This is a genomic window from Acinetobacter sp. PK01 (assembly GCF_022819285.1).
GTDB lineage: Bacteria > Pseudomonadota > Gammaproteobacteria > Pseudomonadales > Moraxellaceae > Acinetobacter > Acinetobacter tandoii.
Map to the genome: position 1 here is coordinate 1,339,832 of NZ_CP094643.1, position 26,751 is coordinate 1,366,582.

Here is a 26,751-nt window from a genome sequence, read left to right on the forward strand (position 1 = left end):
ATGTACAAAGCTCAGACTGTCGCATTTTTTAGTCTGACACTGGCAGCTTTAGGCCTGACGGGTTGCTACAACAATGAGAAAGCAACTCATACGCAAGAAAATCGTTTGAAAACTGAGTTTACTGAACAAGAGCAACAGACCTTAAAAAATAACATGGTGGCTATTCACAGTACTCAAAATGCGGAGGCAATTGCTCAATTGCCTCAAGGTTTTAAGTTTGTAAATGAGGGTTATTTCACGGTTGCGGTGGGAACCAACAGTTTTCCACCTCTCCATGTTTTGGCAGAAGATAACCAGACCCGTATTGGTAGTGAAATTGATATTGCACAGTTAATTGCTGACAGCTTAGGTCTAAAACTTCAAGTGATTCCAACCTCATGGGAACACTGGCCACTCGGTTTAGCATCGGGGGAATTCGATGCCGTGCTTAGTAATATTGCCGTCACAGAACAGCGTAAACAGAAATACGACTTTGCGACTTATCGTCAAGACATGTTGGCTTTTTATGTGCCTAAAGACAGCAAAATTCAAACGATTAAAACGCCAGATGATATCGCGGGACTCAAAATTGTGGTCGGTTCAGGCACCAATCAAGAACGGTTATTGTTGAAATGGATTGAAAATAATCGACAAAAAGGGCTGGATCCAGCGCAGCCGATTTATTTGGAAGACGGTGCAGCAGCAGCTTTGGCGTTGCAGTCTGGTCGTGTCGATGCTTACCTCATACCCAATGTGATGGGCGTATGGCAACAAGCCAATGGTGCCAATATTAAAGCAGTGGGCACCTTAAATGGGACGTGGTCTGTTGCAGTTGCCGTCAAAAAAGGGACTGGGCTAGTGAATGCCATTCAAACATCTATAAACGGTGTCATTGCGAATGGCAAATATACCCAAGCTTTAACACGTTGGAATTTACAAAATGAAGGAATTCCACAATCAGTGATTAACCCACTGATTCAGGATAAATAAGAGGTCATTATGCAAGAAAAATTTATCCAAATGCCAGTCGATGTACCCGAAGCACAACCTTTGCTTGATCAGTTATTTGCTGAATATGAAGAAATCTATGGTGATTTTTTTGCGCGTCAAGATGCACAAGTGATTGATGAACGTAAAAAAGCCACACATCGGGAACGCTATGAAGGCGCGGAAGATTTTTTACCCCCGCATGGGTTGTTTGTTGTGCTTAAACGTGATGATGAAGTCATTGCAATGGGGGCGTATAAACGCTATGACGCAGAAACTGCAGAGCTGAAACGGATTTGGTCACATCGAGACTTACGTAAACAAGGATTGGCTGCAAAAATAGTCAAAGAACTTGAACGAAGTGCGCTTGCTGCGGGGTATCGCAAAATCTTTCTCACTACAGGGTTTAAACAAATTCCAGCAGTGAAATTGTATTTGAGTCTAGGCTATGAACCCCAGTTTGAACTCACTCCAGATTTTAATTTTGATCGATACATTGGTGCGCCTTTATACGGTGGACTTCCTTTTAGAAAGACTTTACTGCAAAAGGAGGTCGCATGAGTTTAGAACACTATAAAATCGTTCCAGCACGTCATCCACTGCGCTACATTGGTGTCGCATTTTCGATATTAATTATTGCTGTGGTCACGGAATCGATATTTTCCAATCAAAACTGGGGCTGGCCTGTTTTTAGACAGTGGTTCTTTAACCCTGCGATTCTTCAGGGTTTGATGATGACGCTGAAACTGACCTTTTGGTCAATCGTGTTTAGTTTAATTTTGGGCACCATTGTGGCGATGATGAGACTGTCATCATCTTGGCTAATTCGCTCACTGGCATGGGTGTATATCTGGATGTTCAGATCATTACCACTGCTGTTAGTGTTGATTATTCTCTATAACTTTTCTTATCTATATGAATATATCAATGTTGGTGTGCCTTTTACCGACACAGTCTTTGTTCAGTTTAAAACCATTAATGCTCTGGATCAGTTCTCAACAGCTTTAGTCGGTTTGGTGATAGTACAAAGTGCTTATACGGCCGAAGTTATTCGAGGTGGGATTTTGTCTGTCGATCATGGTCAATTCGAAGCTGCGGCAGCATTAGGTCTGTCATGGTGGCGCCGTACGACGCGCATTATTTTACCGCAATCCATTCGCAGTATTATCCCCGCAATTATCAACGAATGTGTGGGTTTATCAAAGGGCACATCGATTGTATATGTTTTGGCAATGCCTGAACTCTTTTACACAGTACAAATGATTTATAACCGCAACCAAGAAGTGATTCCATTGTTGATGGTCGCTGCCGTTTGGTATGTGATTGTGACCAGCGTATTTTCCATCGTGCAATGGTATATCGAAAAAATATTAGCAAAAGGCGAGCGGAAATCAGCCATTAATAGTTTTGCTTTTTTCAAGAAGGCACAGCCACACACAACTCAGCCACGTATAGGAGCAAGCTATGATAATTAATCAATCAATATCTCCTGCAAATGGTCATATTCAAGTGAGCCATGTATTTAAAAATTATGCAGGACATGCGGCTTTACACGATATTAGCCTTGATATTCCAGCGGGCTCTGTCACGGTAATTATTGGCCCTTCAGGGTCGGGTAAATCCACTTTATTACGAACGATAAATCATTTAGAGCGTGTAGATGAAGGGTTTATTCAAATTGATGATGAGTTTATTGGCTATCGTAAAAAAGGCGATAAACTCTATGAGTTAAAAGAACGAGATATTTTAAAGCAACGTAAATCGGTGGGTTATGTTTTTCAGAATTTTAATCTGTTTCCACATTTAAATGTTTTGCAAAATATTATTGAGGCACCCTTAGCCCATAAAAAACTCAGCAAAGATCAAGCCATTTTAAAAGCCAATCAATTATTGGGTTTAGTTGGGCTGAGGGATAAAGTTGAAGCATGGCCTAAACAACTTTCTGGTGGTCAGCAGCAACGCGTTGCGATTGCCAGAGCTTTAGCACTAGACCCCAAAGTAATTTTATTTGATGAGCCAACGTCAGCCTTAGACCCTGAACTGGTTGGGGAAGTTTTGAATGTAATCAAAAGCTTAGCTCAATTAGGCAAAACCATGGTGATTGTGACGCATGAAATTGCTTTTGCACGAGAAGTTGCCGATCATGTGGTGTTTATGGATCAAGGGCGAATTGTTGAACAAGGAACGGTTCAACAGGTTTTAGAACAACCAAAAGAAGAACGTACCCAAAACTTTTTATCTCGGGTTTTATAAATTTGCGTCTTATTTTTTAATGATATATATTTTAGTTTTATATATTAAAATCGTTGGTGAATGATAAAACTAACGATTTTTTTATAAGTTTAATTTTGTTGATAAGGTATGATTAAATCCATATAAATAGAATAAATTTCATCCTTTATAATCATTTTAAATTTATTTTTAATAGTGATTAAAATGAGTAGATTAATTTATTTAGATTATGCAGCAACAACACCTATTCTTCCTGAAATTACGCAAGCGATTATTCGATGTTTGTCTGTAGACGGCGATTTCGGAAATCCTGCTTCTCAGTCCCATCATTATGGTTGGGATGCTGCCAAGCATATCATCACATCTAGACAGCATGTGGCTGATTTAATCCATGCCAATCCTCAAGAAATTATTTGGACTTCTGGTGCGACAGAGTCAAATAACCTTGCAATCAAAGGCACTTTAGATCGTTATAAAAATCAAAATAAACACATTATTACCAGTAAAATAGAACATAAAGCTGTGCTAGATACCTGTGCCGAGTTAGAAAGTCTCGGTTTTCAGGTCACTTATCTACAACCTGAGTTGGGTACAGGTGTGATTCGTCCAGAACAGGTAGAACAGGCCATTCAGCCCAATACGGTTTTAATTTCGCTCATGATGGTGAATAACGAAATTGGGACGTTAACCGATATTCAAGCGATTGGTCATATTGCACATCAGCATCAGGTTTTATTCCATGTCGATGCCGCCCAAGCCGCAGGAAAGACAGAGATTGATGTTCAGGCGATGCATATTGATTTACTCAGTCTATCTGCACATAAAATATATGGACCTAAAGGTATAGGTGCCTTATATGTGCGTCATGAAGTACAAAAACAAATCAAGACGCAAATTCACGGCGGTGGACATGAACAGGGTTTACGTTCGGGAACTTTAGCCACACATCAAATCGTTGGAATGGGAGAAGCTTGCAGACTGGCTAAAATAAACTTAGATGAAGAACAACTGCGTATTCAAAAGTTAAGAAATAAATTTTTAACTCGTTTAGAAGCGTTAACTCCTGTAAAATTGAATGGCCATCCTACCGAACATGTTGCCAATTACTTGAATATCAGTTTCTTAGGAGAGCGAGCAGACTCTATTTTATCTGCAATTAAACAAGTTGCTGCTGTTTCAAGCGGGTCTGCCTGTAATTCTCACCACGCAACGCCATCACATGTGTTAAATGCTTTAGGGCTTACTGAAGAACTCGCGGAACATACGGTACGCTTTAGTTTTGGAATGTACACTATTGAAGAACATATTATTACGTTATTGGATAAGATCTCATTAAGCTTAAAATACAATCATCTAAAATTTAGTGTTTCTGTGTAATATCATTTAAATTCAGCGAACTCTTTCTTTTCTTCAAAGGGTAAAAATTTATATAAATAAAAGGTGTATCCAGAAAATAAAAAATGATTCTCAACCTAAAAAGTCATCATCAGTAAGAAGTCTAGCTTCTCGCAAGAATAAACTGGGCTTTAGAATAAGTACATGACCAAAAGCCTGATTGGCTGCCTTTAGTTGCACATAAAAGGAAGTATGGACACCATGCTTCCTTTTCTATCTGCTACATAATAAAAACTTATACAATGACGCTTTGGCATTAAAGCCATAGATTAGATTTAAATCAGATTTAAAAAATAGCTACGGTGGGCGCTATCTTGTGGTAATAGCTCTAATAAGCGTTGTATTGCATCAATACGATCGTGAGTTTGACCAATAATTCGCAATAATTGATCGATATCTTTTATTTGATAAATCATTTGGCTTAAACGGGCATCAAAACAATGTCTCCAAGTACTCAATAAAGGGCTTTCTGATTTAGATAAAAAGCTCCCTTTATATAACGAAAATGTACTGGCAATAAGATTCGCATTTAATGATTGTTCAGCACGTAAAAAATCACATTGAACCTCACAGGTCAGTCTATAAATACGAGCTTCAATACAGTGTGGTAGTAGAGTACGCAATTGTGAAAGCTCAGCCTTTAAGGTTTTTAGACTGACACTACGTTCACCATAAACGGCATAGTGTAACTCTTCTAAACCAATACCATAGGGATGCAAAGCTAAAATGCAAAGTATTTCAATTTGACGGTGAGTCAAGTTTAAAGTTTGCCCATTAAATTGAACCCAAGGTGAACCTAGCGCTTTAATGTATAAAAAATTTTGCTGCTCAAATTTTATGGCACGCTGTATTAAATCTGCACAGCGTTCAACTGCGAGCAGCCCTAAAGGCGTATGTTTTTTGTATTTTGTAGAAAGGTTAATAATGCCGTGAAATTGTCCTGATGTCGGGTCCCAAATCGGTGCGGCATAACAGACCCAATCACGAACACTGTCCATTTGATTTTCATGAGAATAGACGCAACTTGATATTTGGCTGTTTAACGTCATACCAATCGCATTGGTTCCAACTGCCTGTGTAGACCAATGTCCGCCCTCAATAAAATGAACTTGTTCAGCAGAAGAAAGCATGGCTGAACTACTCCATGTCCATAAGAGAGTCCCGTGATGATCTGTAAGACCAATCGCCATATCTGAATCATCCGCTATTTTGAGTAAATCTGCATAATTATGTTGAATAGAGCGGCGAAATAAAGACGTTTGATCGTCTTGAGGCAATGCTAAAACAGGGGCAGCATGCACAGTAGTTTGATTAATTAAATGGGTTGTTTGCAGCTTTTTTACAGATGGTGTATTGAACAGGTTCATATCATATTCCTTTATGATGAGACTGTAATATTTTTAAACTTTAGAAATGAGCTTCCAAATTTATAGTCATTTACGTCATTTCTTCTTGCTTCGATTTTAAATGCTTTTATCTTTGCTTGGTTAAATCATATCTTTTGGCTTTACCAGTCCTTGAGTTACTTTAAAAGTGTTCGTATGAGCTGAAAATGACTATTTCCATCTGAAATGTTAATAAACGTAAATAGGATAAAAATTCATTCGCTCATGTAAGGGTTAGGCACAGCCTCACCATGATACTGACGATCGGCAAAATAACTTGATCGTACCAATGGCGCACTCCAAATATTTTTAAACGCTAAGCGCTCTCCATGTGTTTGATAGTGCTTAAACTCTTGCAACGTAACAAAACGATGAATTGGCGCATGAGACTTAGATGGCTGTAAGTATTGACCGATAGTGACATAGTCAACGTGGTAATCTTTCAAATCATTCAATAACACAATAACCTCAGCCTCAACTTCACCTAAACCGACCATCAAACCACATTTGGTTGGGATGTCAGGACAGTAGTGTTTAAATTTTTTGAGCAAATCCAATGAATGCTGGTAGTTAGAGCCTGGTCGCATGGCTTTATACAGACGTGGAACGGTTTCAATATTATGATTAAAAACATCGGGTGGGTTTTGGCTCAGAATCTTCAGGGCAATATCTGCACGACCACGAAAATCAGGAACCAAAATTTCAATCAAAGTATTTGGGCTAATCTCACGAATTTCTCGAATGCAATCGGCAAAATGCTGTGCGCCACCATCTTTTAAGTCGTCTCGATCAACCGAAGTAATCACGACATACTTTAAGTTTAAATTCTTGACTGTTTCAGCCAGATGCTTTGGCTCATTAATATCTAGGATATTAGGACGACCATGAGCGACATCGCAGAATGGACAGCGTCGAGTACAGATATCTCCCATAATCATAAATGTTGCTGTTCCACTGCCGAAACATTGCGGCAAGTTAGGACAAGCTGCTTCTTCGCAAACCGTATGTAGTTTTTGTTGCCTTAATAAATCCTTAATGATTTGGACTTCCTCAGGTTGACTAATTTTAGTCCGAATCCATTCTGGCTTTTTCGGTGTCGTTTCCGTTGGAACAACTTTAATTGGAATACGCGCCATTTTTTCAGCGCCACGTAACTTCTTTCCTGTTAATACCGTGTTATTTAAATCCATTTCAAACACTCCGTCGTTTAAAATAATTAATATAGACCCTGATATTAAATAAGCTACTTTAAATGCATTAACAATATTAAAACAGGGCAAAAAACTTATCATATAAAACAAAGGTTGGTTAAAGGTTTGTTTTTGTATGTTATTGAACTATTGTAAAATTTTACAAAAATTTTTAATTTCATAACCTTCTGTTTTTAATATTTATCTCATCTTTTTATGCATTATATTTTTTTAGTCTAATATGAAATTAAATAAAAATATTCTTATATAAATATACGATTTAAAAATCCAATTATTCAATTTTGGTTTTTCTTTTAAGCGTAGTGAATAAGGAACAAATATATGCAATTAACGGAAGAGCAATTGCTAGCAGCATACAAAAGAATGCGCGACATTCGTGAATTTGAGGATCGACTTCACGATGAAAACAATACAGGTGATATCCCTGGTTTCATCCATCTCTATAGCGGTGAGGAAGCTGTTGCAGTAGGGATTTGTGAAAATTTAACAGATAAGGACTTCATTACATCAACACATCGTGGTCACGGACACTGTATTGCTAAGGGCTGTGACATTCACGCCATGATGCTAGAAATTTTTGGCAAAGATGATGGTTTGTGTCGTGGTAAAGGTGGCTCAATGCACATTGCAGACTTAGATAAAGGCATGCTTGGTGCAAACGGTATTGTGGGTGGTGGTCCACCTTTAGCGATTGGTGCTGCTTTAAGTGCCAAAACACTCAAGAATGGTGGTATTGGTCTGTCATTTACCGGTGATGGCGGGTCAAATCAGGGCTTAACTTTTGAAGCCATTAATATGGCTGTGGTGTTAAAGCTTCCTGTCATTTTTGTTTTTGAAAATAACGGTTTTGGTGAAGGTACTGCACATGATTATGCAGTAGGCAGTAAAGACATTGCAGGTCGAGCAGCAGGTTTTGGCTTACCTGCTGAAAAAGTAGATGGAACAGACTTTTTTGCTGTGTATGAAGTTGCACAAAAAGCCATTGAACGTGCCCGCCGTGGCGAAGGTCCAAGTGTGATTGAAACAGTAACCAACCGTTTTTATGGACATTTTGAAGGTGATCCGGGGCTTATCCGTTCTAAAGAGGAACTGGATTATGTCAAAGAACATAAAGACCCATTGAAAATATTCCGTGAAAAAGTCAAAGGCAAAATTGACGAAGCCAAACTGGATGCGATTGATGCCCAGTCTAAAGCCAATGTAGACGATGCCGTTGCAAAAGCACGCGCAGCTAAGTACCCAGAAGTCTCTCAGTTACTTACTGATGTTTACGTCTCTTACTAAAGGAATAGTAGAAAAATGCCAAATAAAAGTTATCGAAACGCAATTAAAGAAGCAATTGAATTAGAAATGCGCCGAGACCCAAGTGTCATTGTGGTTGGTGAAGATGTTCGTGGTGGGCATGGTGGCAAAAATACCGATGACAATAAACTGGAAGGTTTTGGCGGTGTACTTGGTGTAACCAAAGGTTTATGGACTGAATTTGGTTCTGAACGAGTCATTGATACTCCAATTACAGAATCTGCGATTATTGGTATGGCGGCAGGTGCTGCTGCAACGGGTTTAAGACCTGTGGCTGATTTAATGTTTATGGATTTTTACGGCGTGTGTTATGACATGTTGTATAACCAAGCTGCTAAATTCCGCTATATGTTTGGTGGCAAAGCCAAAGCGCCACTCGTTGTACGTGGTATGATTGGTGCAGGTTTTTCCGCAGCAGCACAACACTCCCAGTCGCCATATAACGTGTTTGCCTCAGTGCCAGGCTTAAAAGTGGTGGTGCCTTCGAGTGCCTATGATGTGAAAGGTCTGTTGATTCAAGCCATTCGAGATGATGACCCAGTGGTCTTTTGTGAACACAAGTTGTTATATGACATTAAGGGCGAAGTGCCAGATGAGGCCTACACTATTCCTTTTGGTGTCGCAAATTACACCCGTGAAGGTACAGATATCACCATTATTGCCTTAAGCCTGATGGTGCATCGTGCCAATGAAGTTGCTGACAAGCTCGCAAAAGAAGGTATTTCGGTTGAAGTGGTTGACCCTCGAACCATTTCTCCACTAGACGAAGATGGCATTTTAGAGTCAGTGGCTTCAACAGGTCGTGTAGTGATTGTAGATGAATCTGCAGCGCGTTGCGGTTTCGGACATGATGTAGCTGCACTCATTGCCCAGAAAGGCTTTCATTATCTTAAAGCACCAATCGAGTTAGTCACTCCACCACACTCACCCGTACCATTTTCGCCAGTATTAGAAAAAGAATGGCTACCAAGTGTAGAACGCATCGAACAGGCTGTACGTAAGACGTTGGAGGCTTAGGATGAGCGAAATTAAAACCTTAGAAATCCCAAAATGGGGTTTGTCCATGGAAGAGGGCACAATTGCCCAATGGCTGATTCAGGAAGGTACGCAATTTAGTAAAGGACAGGAAATTTGTGAAATTGAAACCACAAAAATCGTCAATGTTCTGGAAGCGCCTTTCGATGGCTTGCTACGAAAAATTATTGCTAAAGATGGTGACACGCTGGTCGTAGGAGGAGTCATTGCAATTTGTGCAGACGCTCAAGTTTCCGATGCAGAAGTTGAAGCATTTGCACAGTCCTTAGGTGGAACACCTGCTGTAACTGAAAATAAAGCAGTAGCTGCGGTTCCTGAAAAAGTAGCTATGGCTCAAGCTGAAACCAAAGTACAGGCTACTCCTAAACAAAACACGGTGAGTAATGAATCCAAAGCGCTGCCTCATAATGGCTATTTAATTCCAGCTGCGTTACAAGGCTACCAACAAAGCGATGATATTTTTGCAACGCCACATGCCTTGAAATTGGCTGAAAAGCATAATGTAAACTTTTCTCAGATTACTGGTTCTGGACGTGAAGGTCGTATTAGTGTTCAAGATGTTCAGGCCGCAGTTCAAGCTGCTGGTGGTTCTTGGCCAGATGTGCGTCATCAAGCCAGTACGAAAGCCGCGAAATCTAAAGCAGATGATAGTGATGTTCTAGCAACACCTGTTGCTCGCCGTTTGGCAAAACAATGGGGCATTAATTTGCATGATTGTCGTGCATCGGGTTCACGTGGACGAGTCTGTAAGGAAGATGTTGAAGCTGTATATCAACGTGAAAACCCTGTACAAGCTCAACATGCTGATCATGCGCATCCAACAGAGTCAGCAAAATTTACCACTGTGGCTATGAATGCTATGCGTAAAGCAATCGCTTCACGGCTACAAGCAGCAAAACGTAATGCACCACATTTTCGCTTAACAATAGACCTAAATGTTGAATCGGTTCAGGCTTTGCGCCAGCAAATTAACAATACGGTGCCGCAAGTTAAGCTGTCTATCAACGATATGCTGATTAAAGCTGCTGCTGCCGCACTGATCAAAGTTCCGCAGGTTAACGTTCAGTTTGATGAAGAAAATCAGCAAATTCTACAGTTTGAACAAGCTGATATTTCGGTTGCTGTGGCCATCGAAAACGGACTGATCACACCAATTATTAAAGCAGCGAACCGTAAATCTTTGACGCAAATTTCCAATGATATGCGTGATCTGGCGACACGTGCCAAAACTGGAAAATTAGCACCTGACGAGTTTCAAGGCGGTAGTTTTAGTATTTCCAATTTGGGGATGCTGGGTATTCAACAGTTTGATGCCATTATTAACCCTCCTCAAGGTGCGATTCTGGCCTTAGGTACAGCAGAAAAACGTGCTGTCGTCGAAAATGATGAGATTGTTGTTCGTGAAATGGTGACAGCGACTTTATCTTGTGATCATCGTGTCATTGATGGTGCGTTGGGTGCTCAATTCTTATCGGCATTGAAGCAGTTTGTCGAAAATCCTGCATTAATTTTGGTGTAGGAGGAATAGCCATGTCAGATACACGATTTGATCTTGTGGTTATTGGTGCTGGTCCTGGAGGCTATGTCGCTGCGATTCGCGCAGCGCAACTGGGATTAAAAACGGCAATCGTTGAAAAACAACACTTAGGCGGAGTCTGTCTGAATTGGGGATGTATTCCAACCAAGGCATTATTGAGCGGGGCTGCGCTTGCGCAGCAGTTCAAACATGCAGGACAGTTTGGTTTTACGCTTAACGCGATTGATTTTGACATTCAAAAACTGGTCCATCATAGTAGACAGGTTTCTGAGCAACTGGTGCAAGGTATCGGTCAATTATTGAAAAAAAATCAAATCACTGTTTTAAATGCAATAGCTCAATTTGTTGCCAAAGAACGATTAGAGCTTACAGATGCGAATGGTCAAAAACAGCAGATTTCTGCACCGCATATTATTGTCGCAACAGGTGCACGTGCAGCCAATTTGCCTCATATTGCTGTAGATGGCCATCAGGTCTGGAGTTACAAAGAGGCTTTAGTTCCAGAACAATTACCAAAATCTTTACTGGTCATTGGTTCGGGTGCTATAGGCAGTGAGTTTGCAAGCCTATACCAAGACTTAGGCTGCCAAGTCACCTTGGTTGATATCGCAAAGCAGATTCTCCCTAGCGAAGACATTGAAGTTGCGAAGTATGTACAAAAGCAATTTGAACAACAGGGTATGCAGGTTTTAACCGAAGCGACCGTAAAAAAAATAGAAACTGATCAAGCTCAAGTACATTGTCATATTGAAACTGCCACAGGTGTGCAAATCATTAGCGTTGAAAAGGTACTTTCGGCTATTGGAGTGAAACCAAATACTGAAAATCTGGGACTAGAAGCTTTGGGTATCGAATTTGAGAATGATTTTATTAAAGTCGACTCATGGTGCAAAACCAATGTTGTGGGCGTTTATGCAATTGGCGATGTTGCAGGCGCGCCGTGTTTAGCACACAAAGCCAGTCATGAAGCCATTCTTTGTGTGGAGAAAATTGCAGGTCTAAGTCATGTACATGCTTTAGATCGTACACAAATTCCGGGCTGTATTTTTACTCATCCTCAAGTTGCCAGTATTGGTTTGACAGAACAGAAAGCGAAAGCTGCGGGCTTGAATATCAATGTGGGTAAGTTCCCTTTACAAGCCAATGGTAAAGCATTGGCTTTGGGCGATAGCGCAGGATTTGTTAAAACCATTTTTAGTCAGGAAACGGGTGAATTGTTGGGTGCTCACATGGTCGGACATGAAGTCACCGAACACATACAAGGTTTTGCCATCGCAAAATACCTAGAAGCGACGGATGAAAGCTTAGCGCAGGTCATTTTCCCTCATCCTACTTTGTCTGAGGCGATGCATGAGTCGGTACTGTCGGCGATGCAACGTGCAATTCATATTTAAGGAGTCGCAACATGCCTAGAGGTTTAAACAATAAAGTTGCATTAATTACGGGTGCGGCACAAGGCATTGGACGCGGTATTGCCTTACGTTTAGCGCAAGAAGGGGTTCATATTGCCTTGGTCGATCTTCATCAAGAAAAATTAAATGCTGTTCAAAAAGAAGTTAAAGCCTTTGGCGTAAAAGCCACCACATTTATTGCAGATATTTCAGATCCAATACAAGTCAGTCATGCAATCAATCATGCCGAATCGACACTTAATGGTTTTGATATCATGATCAATAATGCAGGTATTGCACAAGTTAAAGCTTTGGCAGAAGTAACACCGAGTGAATTTAACCAAATTATGAACATCAATGTTGGTGGCGTGCTTTGGGGGATTCAAGCCGCAGCAAATAAATTTAAACAACGTCAACAGGCTGGAAAAATTATTAATGCGTGCTCAATCGCAGGTCATGAAGGTTTTGCTTTACTCGGTGTGTATTCGGCAACTAAATTTGCAGTTCGTGCATTGACGCAAGCAGCGGCTAAAGAATATGCCAGTGCTAAAATTACTGTAAATAGCTATTGTCCGGGTGTTGTAGGTACAGACATGTGGATCGAAATAGATCAGCGTTTCTCTGAAATTACAGGTGCACCAATTGGTCAAACGTATAAAAAATATGTAGATGGTATTGCTTTAGGACGTGCTGAAACACCAAATGACGCGGCTGCATTAGTTGCTTTTTTAGCCAGTGAGGATGCAAACTACATTACAGGTCAGTCTATTTTGACAGATGGTGGAATGGTTTACCGTTAATATAAATAATATAAGGAATACATAATGAAAGCAGCTCGTTTTTATGACCGAGGGGATATTCGGATTGAAGATATTCCTGAACCGAAAGTACTTCCAGGCACAGTTGGAATTCAAGTTGCATGGTGCGGTATTTGTGGTACAGATTTACATGAATTCATGGAAGGCCCTATTTTTATTCCACCTTGTGGTCATCCACATCCAATTTCGGGAGAATCTGCACCTGTAACAATGGGACATGAATTTTCAGGTGTGGTTTATGCAGTTGGTGAGGGTGTAGATGATATCCAAATTGGGCAACATGTCGTAGTTGAACCCTACATTATTGCTGATGATGTGCCGACTGGCCCGAATGATAAGTATCATTTATCAAAAAATATGAATTTTATTGGTTTAGGCGGACGTGGTGGCGGTCTTTCTGAAAAAATTGCGGTTCAACGACGTTGGGTACATCCTATTTCAAATGATATTCCCTTAGACCAAGCAGCGTTGATAGAACCTTTATCTGTTGGTCATCATGCCTATGTCAGAAGTGGTGCAAAAGCTGGCGATATTGCACTGGTTGGTGGAGCAGGCCCAATAGGCCTACTTTTATCAGCCATTTTAAAGGCCAAAGGTCTTACGGTCATCATTACTGAACTGAGTGCAAAACGTAAAGAAAAAGCGATAGAGTCTGGTGTTGCCGATTATGTACTCGACCCATCTCAGGTTGATGTGGTTGATGAAGTAATGAAAATTACTGAAGGTCGTGGTGTAGATGTCGCTTTTGAATGTAGTAGTGTCAATAAAGTTATGGATACACTCGTTGCAGCAATCAAACCAACTGGCGTAGTCGTTATCGTCTCTATTTGGAGCCATCCTGCCACAATTAATGTACATAGCGTAGTGATGAAAGAGCTAGATATTCGTGGCACGATTGCTTATGTCAATGACCATCAGGAAACCATCCGTTTAGTCGAGCAAGGTAAGATTAATCTAGAACCTTTTATTACCCAACGTATTGCATTAGATGATCTGGTGTCTAAAGGCTTTGAAACGCTGATTCATAATAATGAGTCTGCTGTAAAAATTATTGTTCACCCCTAATGGCTTGCTAAACCATTTAGCAAAACCAAGATGCAATAGATGCAACGTCTATTGCATCTTTTTATTTTGAATCGTTAAGTTCGCCGTAAGTAACTCTGCCTTGTTCAAATGAGCAAAAATATTCACAAAAGTGTTTTTATAGTATTTTTTAGAATAATTATTACTCATTGATAGCAATCAAAAAATCATAATACCAACCTATTACTGCGTTTTTAACTTACATAACTGTGCCTTTTGGCTAAAAAGAAGTAAATGAGCCGAATAACCCATATATTTGGCTCACTATATGAGCTGTTTAAGCCATTTATTCGGCTCATAGTATCGTTTTTATCAGGTCACAAATCATAAAATGAGCTGAATAATTCAACTAATAAGCTCACAAAATGAGCCGAATAGGTGTTACAATCGGCTTATGCAGTAGGGGAATGCTTATGAAAAAATGGGTATGGCAAAAAGCAAACTGGACTAAATTTAAATGGGATGAAGCACTCGTTACGGTAAAACTGCGTTTAATTCATAAGAAGATAGGTCAATTGGTCGGAGAGAGCAAAGCATCACCAGATGCTGAGGCATTACCATTAGATACACTGCTCACAAACCTAGTCGCATCCTCACTCATTGAAGATGAGAAGTTGAATGTTCGTTCACTCAAATCCTCATTAGCTCGGCGTTTAGGGGTAACAGAAGAAAATCCTGCACCAATTCAAGATAAAACTGAAGGCTTAGCCAATATCATGATGGATGCAGTGAGCAATCATAATGCGCCATTAACCATGGAGCGCTTGTTACAATGGCATAACTGGCTTTTTCAAACCATAGAACGCTTCGATTATGCTGCCCAAAAAATCAAAGTAGGAGAGATCCGTGATAATGAGGCACCAATGCAGGTTGTTGGTGGTTCTCCTTATGGCACTACAACGAAGGTTTACTTTGAAGCACCAGAGGGTGGAGAGCATTTACAGGGACTAATGAATGAATTTATAGAATGGTTCAATAGTTCCAGAGAAGATGTAATGCTTGATCCGTTACTGCGAGCTGCACTTGCTCATTTCTGGTTTGTGACATTACATCCATTTGAAGATGGTAATGGTCGTATCACTCGTGTCATTACAGATTTAGCATTAGCCCAAATGGATCACCAAAGTATCCGTTTATACGCCATGTCCGTGGCCATCCATGAAAATCGTAGTAGTTATTATGAAGTTCTTGAGAAATGCCAGAATAATACCTATACGATTAATGAGTGGTTGGTCTGGTTCTTAGATACTTTAGAGAAAAGTATAGATAGGTCTTTACTACGACTTGATCGAACGATTGCAAAAGCGAAATTTTGGAGCTCTTATTCTCATATCGAATTCAATGAAGCCCAGAATAAAGTTTTAAATCGTTTACTCAATGGCGAAGAGAATGATTTCCCTCTAGGCATTAATGCTTCACAGTATCAAAAGGTCACTGGAGTAAGTAAAGCTACAGCAACACGTCACCTAACCGAACTTCTGGAAGGAGATGTACTGCATAAACTTGAAGGTGGTGGACGTAATACCCGCTACGTGTTGAAAGTTGATAAAGAAAAGTTTACTCAAAACACTCAAGTTGAAGCTTAACTAATATTAAACCTCAAAAACCTCGCTATGGCGGGGTTTTTGTTTTAATTCGGAGGATGATTAATAGATACCCTTAAATATGTAATTAAATGAAAAATAACAACTATTTAAATATTTTCTAGTCAGTCCTACATTGACACCATAAATATTGAAGATTAACATTTATATGCTGGCCACATTGCCAGTCGGTTTTGACAGACCGTTTCACTCACATATCAGAACTATTCCTTCTGAGGGATAGTTTTGCGTGTATATCTCGTTCCCTCCCGTTGCGGTAGGACGGGAGAGGGACACCTTCGGGTGTGCTAGTTGAGTGACTAGTCTGTCAACCCTCTTTCGTTCTGCCACCATAAACCTCTTATGCTCTGGCAGAACTCCAAATATAAGGAGTTGACTTTGCACATTCATATTTTTTTGGCAACCATGGCCAAAGTACACTATAACGACACAACTTAAACTTTTTACAAAGTTTTGACCGCCGTTCGGCTGTTCAGGCTTTCATTTGTTATTACTAAAAAACTTAGATCAACAATAAAACTTGAGATGTGTTAGGCACAGTCTTTACGGCTTTGCTATGCCTTTTTTTCACCTTAAAAAAAGTAAAAGGCTTTTATATCTCTTTTATATACAACAAGAATTTATTTTATAACGGTAAAACCATGACAAATTTAATTCTCTCATTTCGTGCTTTAAGTGTGCTTCATACTTCAAGGTTTCTTTTTAATAAATATGGCTTTCACAATGTCGGATTAGACCAAATTATTGAAGCTGCAAAAATCCCCAAAGCGACATTTTATAATTCCTTTCACTCAAAAGAACGTCTTATTGAAATGAGTTTAACTTTTCAAAAAGATGGTCTTAAACATGCAGTAATTTCGATTATTTACGTTGATAAAGAATTATCTATGGCTGAAAAACTTCGCAAAATTTTCTTTTTACATGCCAACTTTGAAGGACTTTACCATTTACCGTTTAAAGCTATTTTTGAAATATCGAAAACATATCCAAAGGCGTATCAGCTTGTAATTGACTACCGAAACTGGCTGATGAATGAAATCTATAATTTGCTTTTAACGACTAATTCGAATGCTTTAAAACAAGATGCGCACATGTTTTTGTTTGTGATAGACGGGGCAATGGTTCAGCTTTTAGACCCGAACAAACCAGATGAACGGGAGAGGTTGCTTGAGTATTTTTTGATGGGGTTGGGGTGAGGGGGATCATTTATTCACCTTATCCTTTAAAGTTTGCTTAATATCATAAATATGAGTTTAAAGAGTCTATGTCCACTAAAGGTATTAAATTAGTGCATGAGAGTTGGTCTAAATAGTATAAAAGTGAGTAGTATGGAAAATAATTTAACAGATGCTAGAAATGGGTTATTAATGCTTGAGAAGCAAGATCAAAATGATGATTTTGATCTTTTAAATAATGATAATAAATTAGAGATATTAAATTTTTCTCTAACACAAAGTGTAAGTATATATTGGCCAAACTTAGCATTAAATTGGATAGAAAAAAATCCTAATATTATTAATGATGCCCTTAAAGGCACACTATTGATGTCAATTAATGAACCTTGGGCTAAACAGGATTTTAAACAAAAGGTTAAACGTGTTCTGAGAGGAAACTCAAATTAAACTATCATATCTAGCGCATGAGATAGCGAAGGATTTGGCATAACGAATATTGTGTTCATTCACGTTCACGTACTCGGCATCATGAATATAATTTTGTAGATTCATGATGCTGAGCTTTTGGTTCATGAACCTAGCTATGAATACATAGTTTCCTACTAAAAAGTCTTAAGAATAGACTAAATTTGTCTAGGAGAGCGGTGGACTACCACCACTAACTAACAGGTGTCTACAAAATCGATGGCTATTTAATAAGTGTAGCTTAGTATTTGGTATAAAATATTATGCTGAGGTTGGGTTTTGATAGCTACGATTTCTGTTTGGCTTTTTGGCGTAAGACATACAAATATAAGTTTTCTACTTTTTCACGTGCCCATGGTGTGGTACGCAAGAATCGCAATGATGATTTAACACTTGGATCTATACAAAAACATCTAATTTCAATTTTACGACTTAAGCCTTCAAAGCCACCGTAGTAATCCAATAATTCATCCAAAATGTCAGCAAGTTTTTTGCCGTGTAGAGAGTCATTGGAGGCGTTCATAATAGATCAACCATATTTTGGAGGCCATTATTATAACCTGAGCAAGTTAGAAAATGGGAGCGTTGGAATTTAAACGTAATTAACATAGAAAATTACAGCTTTTCAAAAATGAGTTCATGAACTCATAGAATTTTTAAGTACATTTATATAAAAGGCTAAGTTCTCCCAGAAAAGAAATAGATGCCGTTTAGATAAAATTTTCAATCAAATAATTTTATTATTGATATTTCTAGTCACACAGTCTATTTTTATTTTATGAATTATTCTCCCTTACCCAAAAGACCACGTGGTCGACCAACCAAACATGGTTGTAACTATGCAGACACTAAAGAAGTGTTAATCCGCCGAGGTATCGAGTTACTGACCGAACGTGGAATGAATGCTATGAGCTTAGACGATCTCATGAAATCAGTCCAAGTTCCTAAAGGGTCTTTCTACCATTATTTTGCAAATAAAGAGGCTTTTATTTTAGAAGTTCTAGATGCTTATGAGCTTTATTTTGTGAAGCGATTGAATTATTTTTTAAGTCAAACTAATCTTTCACCATTAGAAAGGCTGCAAAATTTTGTAAAAGATGCGGGTGAAAAACTGCAAAAATATGATTTTAAACGAGGTTGTATTTTAGGTAACTTAGGACAAGAAGTTTCGTATTTGCCACCGGAGATCATCGCCCGAATTGAAAGTATTTTTAAAGTATGGGAGAAAGTAGTTTCTGATTGCCTACATCAGTCAAATTCACAATATAACGTAACTGATTGTGATGAAGCTGCTTATCAGTTTTGGATTGGATGGGAAGGTGCAGTTCTAAGAGCACGTTTGGTCAAATCAACAAGTCCTTTAGATGCATTTTATCGCTTGTTTACTTTAGCTGTAGAACAACAAAATCACTTAAAAAATTAATTAAAAAATAAATGCAGATGTCTGCATTTATTTTTTAATTAATTCTAGACAAGTAGTCCAATTAAATAGAGAGGAAGTTCTATGTACAAAGGTATAGTAATTACTAAAGATGATGCAGGTTACACATCAAAAATTACTGAGATTGCATCAAAGCCTTTAGAAGAAGGCGAGGTTAGAGTTGAAGTCAAATATTCAACTTTGAACTATAAAGATGCTTTAGCCATTACTGGGCGCTCTCCAGTAGTTCGTAGTTTTCCGTTAACACCGGGTATAGATTTTTCAGGTGTTGTGATTGAATCAAAACATCCAGCATGGAAACAAGGAGATGAAGTTTTATTAAATGGTTGGGGTGTTGGCGAAAAATATTCTGGGGGATTAGCTGAGCAAGTTACTGTTTCAGGCGATTGGCTCATACAAAAACCTTCTGCTTTTTCTTTTAAAGATACGATGGTTATTGGTACAGCAGGTTATACCGCAATGTTGTGTGTCATAGCTTTACAAAAACATGGTATTAAACCAAGTGATGGGAAAATTTTAGTAACAGGTGCAAATGGTGGTGTTGGTAGTATTGCGATTATTATTTTGAACCATCTTGGTTATGAGATCACAGCTTCAACTGGTCGTCCCCAAGAGTCGGAATATTTAACCTATTTAGGTGCGAGTGAAATTATTGATCGTATTGAATTATCTTCGCCAGGAAAGCCATTAAACAAAGAAATTTGGGCTGGCGTGATTGATACTGTTGGAAGCCATACTTTAGTCAATGCATGTGCTAGTACAAAATATCGTGGTGCAGTTGCTGCGTGTGGTTTGGCAGGTGGAATGGATTTTCCAGCGACAGTTGCTCCATTTATTTTGAGAGGGATTACGTTATATGGAATTGATAGCATGATGGCACCAATTGAATTAAGAAAAGAAGCATGGGAACGTTTAGCTACAAAATTAGATCAAACAAAATTAGAAACAGTAACAACTGAAATTCAGTTAACAGATGCTTTAAATATTTCAAATGAAATTTTAGATGGAAAAATTCGAGGTAGAGTTGTTGTAAAACTATAATACGACAAAATAAATCATGCAGAAAATGTTTGTAGAACTTTGGAGAGTTATTTTATTCATGGTTATAGATACATGAGTCAAAGGATTTCGGCATAACGAATATTATGTTCATTCACGTACTCAGCATCATGAATATAATTTTGCAGATTCATGATGCTGAGCTGTGGCAACAACTGCGTTGTGTAGGCTACAGTCTTTGATATGTTATTTAACATAATATACATTATACGAAATCAATGTAATCTTCCCATACAAACACAGAGTTACGCGACCTTGCACAAACAAAGTCGCCGTAGAACATCATCTTATTATTTTAAAAAGTTAGAGATCTCTAATAATACTTCATCTGTTTTTTCAGCGTGTAGCCAATGTCCCGCATTTAAAACCTCTTTTATTTCAGCAACAGGAAACTGTTCCTTAATAGCATCAAAATGTTCAGGCTTATGAATGTATGGAGATAACCCACCACGTAAAAATAACACCGGCTTTGTATAAGGCTTTATCTCTTGCCAAGATAATATCTCTGCATAATGCGCAAAAATGGCATTTAAATTAAAACGCCATTTGCCTTGTGCAAATGATTTCAATAAAAACTGAATCACCATATCTTCTTGAATAAATTTCTTCATGATTTCAGTAGCTTGTAATCTTGATGCTGGTGCAGCTTCTTGTACAGCAAATAATGCTTTAAAAATTTGTTCGTGATGATTTTCTTGATAAGCAAATGGTGCAATATCTAACACAATGAGGCGTACCAGACGATTTTCGGCCTTCTCTGCTACTTTCATGCCTATTTTTCCGCCCATGGAGTGTCCAATAAGGGAAAATTTTTGAATCTGTAGATAATCCAAAGTCTCTAATACATCCTGCGCCATCAAATCATAGTTCATCTGTTCACTATGTTCAGATAACCCATGATTACGCACATCTAGCTGTATTACAGTACGTTGATCAAAAGCCCGCGCTAGCATACCAAGGTTACTCAAACTGCCAAATAACCCATGAATAAGTAAAACAGGCTCTAGTTCGCTTGGGTTTTCTGATTTCTGTATTTGATGATTAAGGATCATAGTGCTTCTATCATGTATTTTTATATATAGTGGCTTTTTAGTTTTTAAGAATCAATAAATTTGCTTAGGCTATTTATAAAAATACCAAAAATCAGAGATAATAGTAATGTATTATCCTGATTTTTCTAAATTTATCTCATGTTTATATGCTAGGTTTGAAAAAATTAAATGGAATTTTCAAATAACGAATGCCGTTTTCTTCAGGTTCAGGGAATTGTCCAGCCTGCATATTGATTTGTATAGCAGGTAAAATCAATTTAGGCATGGCTAGAGTTGCGTCGCGTTGATTTCGCATCTGAACAAAATCTTCTTTTTTAATGCTTTCATTGATATGAATATTATGCTTTTTTTGTTCAGCAATACTGCTTTCATAAACAAAGTGATCACGATCTTCAGGTAAATAGTCGTGGCACAAGAACACTCGCATATCACCATCTAAAGCAAACAGCTTTTGCACTGAATCAAATAATGTCGCTGCGCTACCTTTAGGAAAATCACAGCGTGCTGTACCATAATCAGGCATAAATAGCGTGTCACCGACGAATACAGCATCACCAATCACGTAGCTTAGGCAAGCTGGCGTATGTCCTGGTGTTGGAATGTTATATGCATTTATTTCACCAATTTTAAAATGTTCACCATCTTTAAATAAATAATCAAATGAGCTTGTCGCATTAAAATATTTGGGTTCAAGGTTATAAATTGCGCTAAATGTTTCCTGCACAACCGCAATTTTCTCACTAATCGCAACCACTCCCCCCACCTTCTGTTTTAAATATTGTGAAGCTGTTAAATGATCTGCATGTACATGTGTTTCTAAAATCCAATTTATGCTTAGGCTATTTTGCTGAATATAATCAATCATCTCATCAGCCGAAGTTGTGTGAGTCGTTGCTGATGCAGCATCATAATTCAGCACACTATCGATAATCGCAGATTGGCGACTGTTCGGGTCTGTGACCACATAGCTAAAAGTGTTAGTTTCTTTATCAAAAAAAGCCTTAACGATTGGTTTTATCAACATGATTTAGCTCCCATCGTTTTATTGAATATAAATACACCAATGATCATAGCAAAAATAAAATAAAGCGCTTGATAGTGCCCTAAACCAATTAAAGTAAGACTTGGTCCAGGACAAATACCTGCTAAGCCCCAACCAATACCGAAAATAGCACTTCCAAGAACTAATCGAGTGTCAATCTGTGTATTCTTAGGTAGCTCAATTGGTTCTTTAAACACCGTTTTAGGTGCTTTCTGTTTGGATAAGATTTGAAATGGAATAAATGCTACAGCAATCGCACCCATCATCACAAATGCCAGACTTGCATCCCAGCTACCAAAAATATCAAGAAAATTCAGTATTTTTTCTGGATTAGCCATGCCTGAGAACATTAAACCTGTGGCAAATAAACCGCCAAAAATAAAGGCAAATATATTTTTCATGTTCATGCTCCTAATATGTGACGCATTACAAATACAGTCGCAGCACCCGTAAGCATAAATGTTAACGTTGCAATAATTGACCGTTTCGATAAACGGCTAATCCCACAAATACCATGGCCACTGGTACATCCAGAACCGAGTCGCGTACCAAAACCAACCAGTAAACCCGCTAAAATCATAATGAACGGTGAACTCTCAATTTGAATCTGTGGTTGTGTAAATGCCCCGTAGGCAAATGGCACAATCATTAAGCCTAATAAGAACCAAAGTGCAGGTGTACTCAACAAGGTTTTAGGGCTAAGGACTTGTGAAATTAGGCCGCTAATTCCTGCAATACGACCATTGACCCACAGATAACCCACGGCGGATACACCCAGCAGTGTCCCACCGATAAAAGCGGTTAGATAGTCATGCATTTTCTGCGTTCCACTTAAAACAATATATGTTTTTATAATATGTTTATTTATAAATTATTCAAGAGCAATTTTGTATAAATTTTATGCAAACCCACCTTGCAAATTCGCTTGAGGTGATAATGAATAATCTTTGACGTACATTCCCTAGAATCATTTTAACCAATAAACATACGGATTCTAGCTTGGGACATCATTGATATCGTTTTCTTCAACTAAAAATGAATGCTTTCTAGATTATTTTCAATAATGTTTAACCAAGCGCGTGTTGCTGGTGTCATCGCAACAGTACTGTTCCATGCCATTTTTAAGTTCCAATTGATCTTCGGCTCTGTCAGTAAAGCAATATGAAACTCTTCACTATTTAGTCGCTCACAATAGGCTTGTGGCAATAATGCAATTCCCACATTCGATTCCACCAGCTTAGCAATAAAATCCCATTGACTACTCCGACATGCCACTTTGGGTTTAAAACCTACAGATTGTGCAGCCTGAATAATGACGTTATTTAGCGTAAATGTATTGGCGTACAGTAAAAAAGATTCCTCCTTGAGTTCAATCAGTTTAATTTCTTGTTTTTTACGCCAATGTGAGCTTTTCTTTGCCAGTAGACAAATCGGTGAGTTGATAATTTCAAATCCACTCAGTAAAGGTTTTAGCTCTCCCATCACCACCCCAGCATCAACCTCTTTACGCAAAATAGCCTCCTCAATACCTGTCGCCCCGACTTCCAAAAAGTTCAACTCGATATGCGGATATTGACTATGAAATTTGGCAATCACGGTACTTAGCATCATGGCTGCCAAAGGTGGTAGACCAATCGTCAGCTTACCTTTCTTTAAACCTCTGACTTGTGTCACCGTATCAAAAATACGTCGCTGTTCATTCAAAATAATTAAAGCATGTTCATACACTTGTTGGCCCACATAGGTCAAAGCTACGCCGCGTTTGCGTCCTGCCTCCCCTTTATGCAACAGCATAACGCCTAATTGTTCTTCTAGACTGCGCATCGCTTTACTAATGGTCGGTTGGGTTAAATTTAGCTGTTCAGCGGCTAGAGTGAAACTTTGCGTTTCAACAAGAGTGACAAAAACTTGTAGACTTTTAATATCCACACCCAATATTCCATATTTGCATAATTATTATTTTATTATTCATAATTCATGCAACAGGTCAATTTTAAAATACCTTCATGTTGTTTAAACCTGTTTGTATCATGTCCTCTCCTTATGCATCAAAAATTCACAATCTCCTAAAAGTCACCGCTCAATTGCTATTTTTAATTGGACTCTGGTGGATCGGTTCCTTTATTCAGCAATTTTTTCATCTTCCAATTTCTGCGGGCGTGATTGGACTCATTCTGCTTCTATTTGCCCTGATGTCAGGCATCATGAAATTGGTGTGGATTAAATCAGGGGCAGATTTCATTCTTGCCGAATTGGTGTTGATGTTTATTCCCTGTGTCGTGGGCTTAGTCAAATATAAACAACTCTTTATCACACAAGGTTGGCAGCTCATTCTCGCAGTTGTACTTGGAACCGTCTGCGTTATGGTAATGACCGCATACAGTGTTCATTTTGGTTTTAAGTTAGAACGTAAACTTCAGCAAAAACATAATCATCATAAAGCCAAATTGGAAGCACACTCATGAACTTCACGGCGCTATTTTGTTTCATTACAACCATTATCGGGTACGTTTTGGCGAAAAAACTCTATCGTCGTTATCCCTATATGTTGCTGTCCCCTGCCATGCTCGTTCCTTTTGTGCTGATTTTAATCTTACTGGGATTCCATATCTCCTATGACACCTATATGACCGATAATCACTGGATTGTTTGGATGCTTGGACCTGCAACCATCGCCTTTGCCATCCCTATCTATGAATATCGTCAACTGATTCGCGAACATCTGTTTTCAATTAGTCTGGGTATTGTGATTGGAATGAGTGCTGGTGTAATAAGTGCCTTTTATTTAGCAAAACTGTTTCATTTTGACAGCCAAACCACTTATAGCCTCATGTCACGCTCTATCTCTACCCCTTTTGCCATGGAACTCACCGCGCATATTGGCGGCTCAGTTGAACTGGTGATTTTATTTACAATGATTACAGGGATTGCAGGCGTACTTTTGGGAGATACTGTTTTACTACTGTTAAAACTAAACTCTGCCTTTGCACAAGGCGCTTCGCTAGGCAATGCAGCACACGGCTTTGGTACCAGTAAAGCATTCATGCGTCATCATGAAGAAGGTGTAATTGCTTCCCTAACTATGATTTTAGCAGGTGTATTTATGGTGATCCTCGGCCCGAGCTTAATTCATCTGGTATTACGTTGCTTAGGCTAATTTTTGGATCAAGAATCCTTAAAACAGTGTATCTATCGGTAGATAACTCAGACCAATGACGAACGCCAGTAAACAAACTGTTTCGCTCAGCTCTATACTGGCACCAATGGTATCTCCTGTAATGCCTCCTAGACGTTGCAGGAACTTAGTCCGTAGATGGATAAATGTTAAAACCCATGCCAGTGCTGTAAGCAGACCTAAGCCTAAGAAATACATAACAAGGCTTAGACTCAAGCCAATGACCCAATAGACACGGCGCTTATGCAAATGTGCTGCAATACTCGAACCTAATCCATTGGAACGCACATACGGTGTACTCACAAAGAGTGCCAAAGGGATAGTTCGCCCAAGCGCGGGAAAAAGTAATAAAGCCAGTGCTGCTTTCTGCTCTAGCAATACATATAAGGCAGCCCATTTTAATACGCAGACAATAATTAAACTTAAAACCCCAATTGGCCCACAACTCGGGTCTTTCATAATACGTAGTGTGCGCTCCTTGTCTCCAAAGCCTCCGACCCATGCATCAGCAGTATCCGCCAAACCATCGAGATGTAAACCTCCTGTTAACCAAATCCAAAGCATCAGAATTAAACTTGAGAGTAGAACTATAGGCAATCCAGACAACAACAGCGCCACGACATATAAGATCAGCCCGATAATCAGCCCCACTAAAGGATAGAATAAAATCGAATTTGCATTCTGCTGAGCCGTCGGCATTTCTTTAAGTTGAATTCGTAACGTAGTCAAGAACTGTAAAGCAATCAGAAATGGAGTCATGTTAACTCCTGCAAAGCTAAAGTCTGTGTAAGCGTATCCCAGCGAAAAGAACTGAGCTGTCCCAATTCAGCCGTCATTTTCAACACATCATCCAAAGGTTGCTGTAACACCATACACTTTAATAATTTAATGACCCCGCCATGTGTAATCACCAATGCCGATTGCCAACCATTGAGCTGCATCAGCTGCTGTATGTTCGACATCGCTGTACTGATTCGGAGATGAAACTGATGCATAGTTTCCGCATTAGGAAGTGTAGTCTGCGTTGGTTTTTGCCAGAAGTCTGCCAAAGTTTCAGGAAATTGTTCATATAGCTGTTGGATTGACTGTCCCTCCCAATCGCCAAAATGCATTTCTTGCAGACTTTCATCTAAAATTAACGGTATATCCTGCTCTTTCACGATGTGTTCCGCAAATATACGACAACGCTGTAAGGGTGAGGAAAAGACCACATCCCAGTGCAGAGACTGAGATAGAGACTGCGTTTGCGATTGATCGATACTACAGAGCATCTGTTGCCAACCTTGAGCCGTCAGCGCATCATCCAGTGAACCACGTAGGGTATGACTCAGTTCACTTTCGCCATGTCGTAGTAGATCAATCTTTAAATACATAGCAGATTTC

28 protein-coding genes are annotated in these 26,751 nt (G+C 39.0%); 18 read left to right on the plus strand and 10 right to left on the minus strand.

Annotated features, from left to right (window positions below; translation table 11 throughout):
- From MP622_RS06365 to MP622_RS06385, 5 genes are all read left to right on the plus strand, one after another.
- A complete protein-coding gene (locus MP622_RS06365) occupies window positions 1-969 on the plus strand; it encodes an ABC transporter substrate-binding protein (RefSeq protein ID WP_243793091.1) in 969 nt (322 codons plus the stop codon).
- 9 nt (window positions 970-978) lie between these two features.
- The gene (locus MP622_RS06370; RefSeq protein WP_243793093.1) at window positions 979-1,527 is read left to right on the plus strand and encodes a GNAT family N-acetyltransferase; all 549 of its coding nucleotides are present in this window, start codon (window positions 979-981) and stop codon (window positions 1,525-1,527) included.
- Window positions 1,524-2,441 carry an amino acid ABC transporter permease gene (locus tag MP622_RS06375; RefSeq protein WP_243793094.1) on the plus strand — a complete coding sequence of 306 codons (918 nt, stop codon included), beginning with the start codon at window positions 1,524-1,526 and terminating at the stop codon, window positions 2,439-2,441. The genes MP622_RS06370 and MP622_RS06375 overlap by 4 nt, the downstream gene beginning before the upstream one ends.
- Window positions 2,431-3,219, plus strand: a complete 789-nt coding sequence (locus tag MP622_RS06380; RefSeq protein WP_243793096.1) for an amino acid ABC transporter ATP-binding protein — start codon at window positions 2,431-2,433, stop codon at window positions 3,217-3,219. The genes MP622_RS06375 and MP622_RS06380 overlap by 11 nt, the downstream gene beginning before the upstream one ends.
- Window positions 3,220-3,402: 183 nt before the next feature.
- Window positions 3,403-4,575 carry an aminotransferase class V-fold PLP-dependent enzyme gene (locus tag MP622_RS06385; protein WP_347881058.1) on the plus strand — a complete coding sequence of 391 codons (1,173 nt, stop codon included), beginning with the start codon at window positions 3,403-3,405 and terminating at the stop codon, window positions 4,573-4,575.
- A 293-nt stretch (window positions 4,576-4,868) separates the two neighbouring features.
- Here the strand turns inward: MP622_RS06385 and MP622_RS06390 are convergent, their stop codons facing one another.
- Together MP622_RS06390 and lipA are read right to left on the minus strand one after the other, a co-directional pair.
- Window positions 4,869-5,960, minus strand: coding sequence for a helix-turn-helix domain-containing protein (locus MP622_RS06390; RefSeq protein ID WP_243793097.1), 1,092 nt, complete (start codon window positions 5,958-5,960; stop codon window positions 4,869-4,871).
- A gap of 233 nt (window positions 5,961-6,193) precedes the next feature.
- A complete protein-coding gene (gene lipA, locus MP622_RS06395; protein WP_104442145.1) occupies window positions 6,194-7,168 on the minus strand; it encodes a lipoyl synthase in 975 nt (324 codons plus the stop codon).
- 342 nt (window positions 7,169-7,510) lie between these two features.
- On the opposite strand from lipA, the gene MP622_RS06400 reads away from it, so the two are divergent.
- From MP622_RS06400 to MP622_RS06440, 9 genes are all read left to right on the plus strand, one after another.
- Window positions 7,511-8,473, plus strand: coding sequence for a thiamine pyrophosphate-dependent dehydrogenase E1 component subunit alpha (locus tag MP622_RS06400; protein ID WP_044740668.1), 963 nt, complete (start codon window positions 7,511-7,513; stop codon window positions 8,471-8,473).
- Window positions 8,474-8,488: 15 nt separating this feature from the next.
- Window positions 8,489-9,508, plus strand: a complete 1,020-nt coding sequence (locus MP622_RS06405) for an alpha-ketoacid dehydrogenase subunit beta (protein ID WP_004979604.1) — start codon at window positions 8,489-8,491, stop codon at window positions 9,506-9,508.
- Between the two features lies 1 nt (window position 9,509).
- A complete protein-coding gene (locus MP622_RS06410; protein ID WP_243793099.1) occupies window positions 9,510-11,045 on the plus strand; it encodes a 2-oxo acid dehydrogenase subunit E2 in 1,536 nt (511 codons plus the stop codon).
- A gap of 11 nt (window positions 11,046-11,056) precedes the next feature.
- Window positions 11,057-12,457 carry a dihydrolipoyl dehydrogenase gene (gene lpdA, locus MP622_RS06415; protein WP_243793100.1) on the plus strand — a complete coding sequence of 467 codons (1,401 nt, stop codon included), beginning with the start codon at window positions 11,057-11,059 and terminating at the stop codon, window positions 12,455-12,457.
- 11 nt (window positions 12,458-12,468) lie between these two features.
- On the plus strand, window positions 12,469-13,254 hold the full coding sequence (locus tag MP622_RS06420) for an acetoin reductase (protein WP_243793101.1): 786 nt from the start codon (window positions 12,469-12,471) through the stop codon (window positions 13,252-13,254).
- 24 nt (window positions 13,255-13,278) lie between these two features.
- On the plus strand, window positions 13,279-14,337 hold the full coding sequence (locus tag MP622_RS06425; protein ID WP_243793104.1) for a 2,3-butanediol dehydrogenase: 1,059 nt from the start codon (window positions 13,279-13,281) through the stop codon (window positions 14,335-14,337).
- Between the two features lie 431 nt (window positions 14,338-14,768).
- The gene (locus MP622_RS06430; RefSeq protein WP_151504629.1) at window positions 14,769-15,941 is read left to right on the plus strand and encodes a Fic family protein; all 1,173 of its coding nucleotides are present in this window, start codon (window positions 14,769-14,771) and stop codon (window positions 15,939-15,941) included.
- 659 nt (window positions 15,942-16,600) lie between these two features.
- Window positions 16,601-17,155 carry a TetR/AcrR family transcriptional regulator gene (locus MP622_RS06435; protein ID WP_044740661.1) on the plus strand — a complete coding sequence of 185 codons (555 nt, stop codon included), beginning with the start codon at window positions 16,601-16,603 and terminating at the stop codon, window positions 17,153-17,155.
- A gap of 132 nt (window positions 17,156-17,287) precedes the next feature.
- Window positions 17,288-17,581 (plus strand): hypothetical protein, encoded by a 294-nt coding sequence (locus MP622_RS06440; protein WP_243793105.1) that lies wholly within the window; start codon window positions 17,288-17,290, stop codon window positions 17,579-17,581.
- A gap of 304 nt (window positions 17,582-17,885) precedes the next feature.
- Here the strand turns inward: MP622_RS06440 and MP622_RS06445 are convergent, their stop codons facing one another.
- On the minus strand, window positions 17,886-18,122 hold the full coding sequence (locus MP622_RS06445) for a VF530 family protein (protein WP_044740660.1): 237 nt from the start codon (window positions 18,120-18,122) through the stop codon (window positions 17,886-17,888).
- A gap of 255 nt (window positions 18,123-18,377) precedes the next feature.
- On the opposite strand from MP622_RS06445, the gene MP622_RS06450 reads away from it, so the two are divergent.
- Together MP622_RS06450 and MP622_RS06455 are read left to right on the plus strand one after the other, a co-directional pair.
- Complete coding sequence (locus MP622_RS06450; protein WP_044740659.1) at window positions 18,378-19,022, plus strand: TetR/AcrR family transcriptional regulator; 645 nt, start codon at window positions 18,378-18,380, stop codon at window positions 19,020-19,022.
- Window positions 19,023-19,103: 81 nt separating this feature from the next.
- Window positions 19,104-20,081 (plus strand): MDR family oxidoreductase, encoded by a 978-nt coding sequence (locus tag MP622_RS06455; protein WP_243793106.1) that lies wholly within the window; start codon window positions 19,104-19,106, stop codon window positions 20,079-20,081.
- Between the two features lie 308 nt (window positions 20,082-20,389).
- Here the strand turns inward: MP622_RS06455 and MP622_RS06460 are convergent, their stop codons facing one another.
- The 5 genes from MP622_RS06460 to MP622_RS06480 all read right to left on the minus strand — a co-directional run bounded on the left by MP622_RS06460 (window position 20,390) and on the right by MP622_RS06480 (window position 24,122).
- Window positions 20,390-21,151: an alpha/beta fold hydrolase gene (locus tag MP622_RS06460; RefSeq protein ID WP_243793108.1), complete on the minus strand. Its 762-nt coding sequence runs from the start codon at window positions 21,149-21,151 to the stop codon at window positions 20,390-20,392.
- A gap of 142 nt (window positions 21,152-21,293) precedes the next feature.
- On the minus strand, window positions 21,294-22,172 hold the full coding sequence (locus MP622_RS06465) for an MBL fold metallo-hydrolase (RefSeq protein WP_243793477.1): 879 nt from the start codon (window positions 22,170-22,172) through the stop codon (window positions 21,294-21,296).
- Window positions 22,169-22,594, minus strand: coding sequence for a YeeE/YedE family protein (locus MP622_RS06470; RefSeq protein WP_016167918.1), 426 nt, complete (start codon window positions 22,592-22,594; stop codon window positions 22,169-22,171). Before MP622_RS06470 ends, MP622_RS06465 begins: the two co-directional genes overlap by 4 nt.
- A 2-nt stretch (window positions 22,595-22,596) precedes the next feature.
- Window positions 22,597-23,010 (minus strand): YeeE/YedE thiosulfate transporter family protein, encoded by a 414-nt coding sequence (locus MP622_RS06475; protein WP_243793109.1) that lies wholly within the window; start codon window positions 23,008-23,010, stop codon window positions 22,597-22,599.
- A 212-nt stretch (window positions 23,011-23,222) separates the two neighbouring features.
- Complete coding sequence (locus MP622_RS06480) at window positions 23,223-24,122, minus strand: LysR family transcriptional regulator (RefSeq protein WP_243793110.1); 900 nt, start codon at window positions 24,120-24,122, stop codon at window positions 23,223-23,225.
- 101 nt (window positions 24,123-24,223) lie between these two features.
- On the opposite strand from MP622_RS06480, the gene MP622_RS06485 reads away from it, so the two are divergent.
- Both MP622_RS06485 and MP622_RS06490 read left to right on the plus strand, forming a co-directional pair.
- A complete protein-coding gene (locus MP622_RS06485; protein WP_243793113.1) occupies window positions 24,224-24,658 on the plus strand; it encodes a CidA/LrgA family protein in 435 nt (144 codons plus the stop codon).
- The gene (locus MP622_RS06490; protein WP_104442163.1) at window positions 24,655-25,350 is read left to right on the plus strand and encodes an LrgB family protein; all 696 of its coding nucleotides are present in this window, start codon (window positions 24,655-24,657) and stop codon (window positions 25,348-25,350) included. The genes MP622_RS06485 and MP622_RS06490 overlap by 4 nt, the downstream gene beginning before the upstream one ends.
- A gap of 18 nt (window positions 25,351-25,368) precedes the next feature.
- Here the strand turns inward: MP622_RS06490 and MP622_RS06495 are convergent, their stop codons facing one another.
- Together MP622_RS06495 and MP622_RS06500 are read right to left on the minus strand one after the other, a co-directional pair.
- Window positions 25,369-26,127 (minus strand): adenosylcobinamide-GDP ribazoletransferase, encoded by a 759-nt coding sequence (locus MP622_RS06495; protein ID WP_243793114.1) that lies wholly within the window; start codon window positions 26,125-26,127, stop codon window positions 25,369-25,371.
- Window positions 26,124-26,741, minus strand: a complete 618-nt coding sequence (locus tag MP622_RS06500) for a histidine phosphatase family protein (RefSeq protein WP_243793115.1) — start codon at window positions 26,739-26,741, stop codon at window positions 26,124-26,126. The genes MP622_RS06495 and MP622_RS06500 overlap by 4 nt, the downstream gene beginning before the upstream one ends.
- Between the last annotated feature and the right edge of the window lie 10 nt (window positions 26,742-26,751).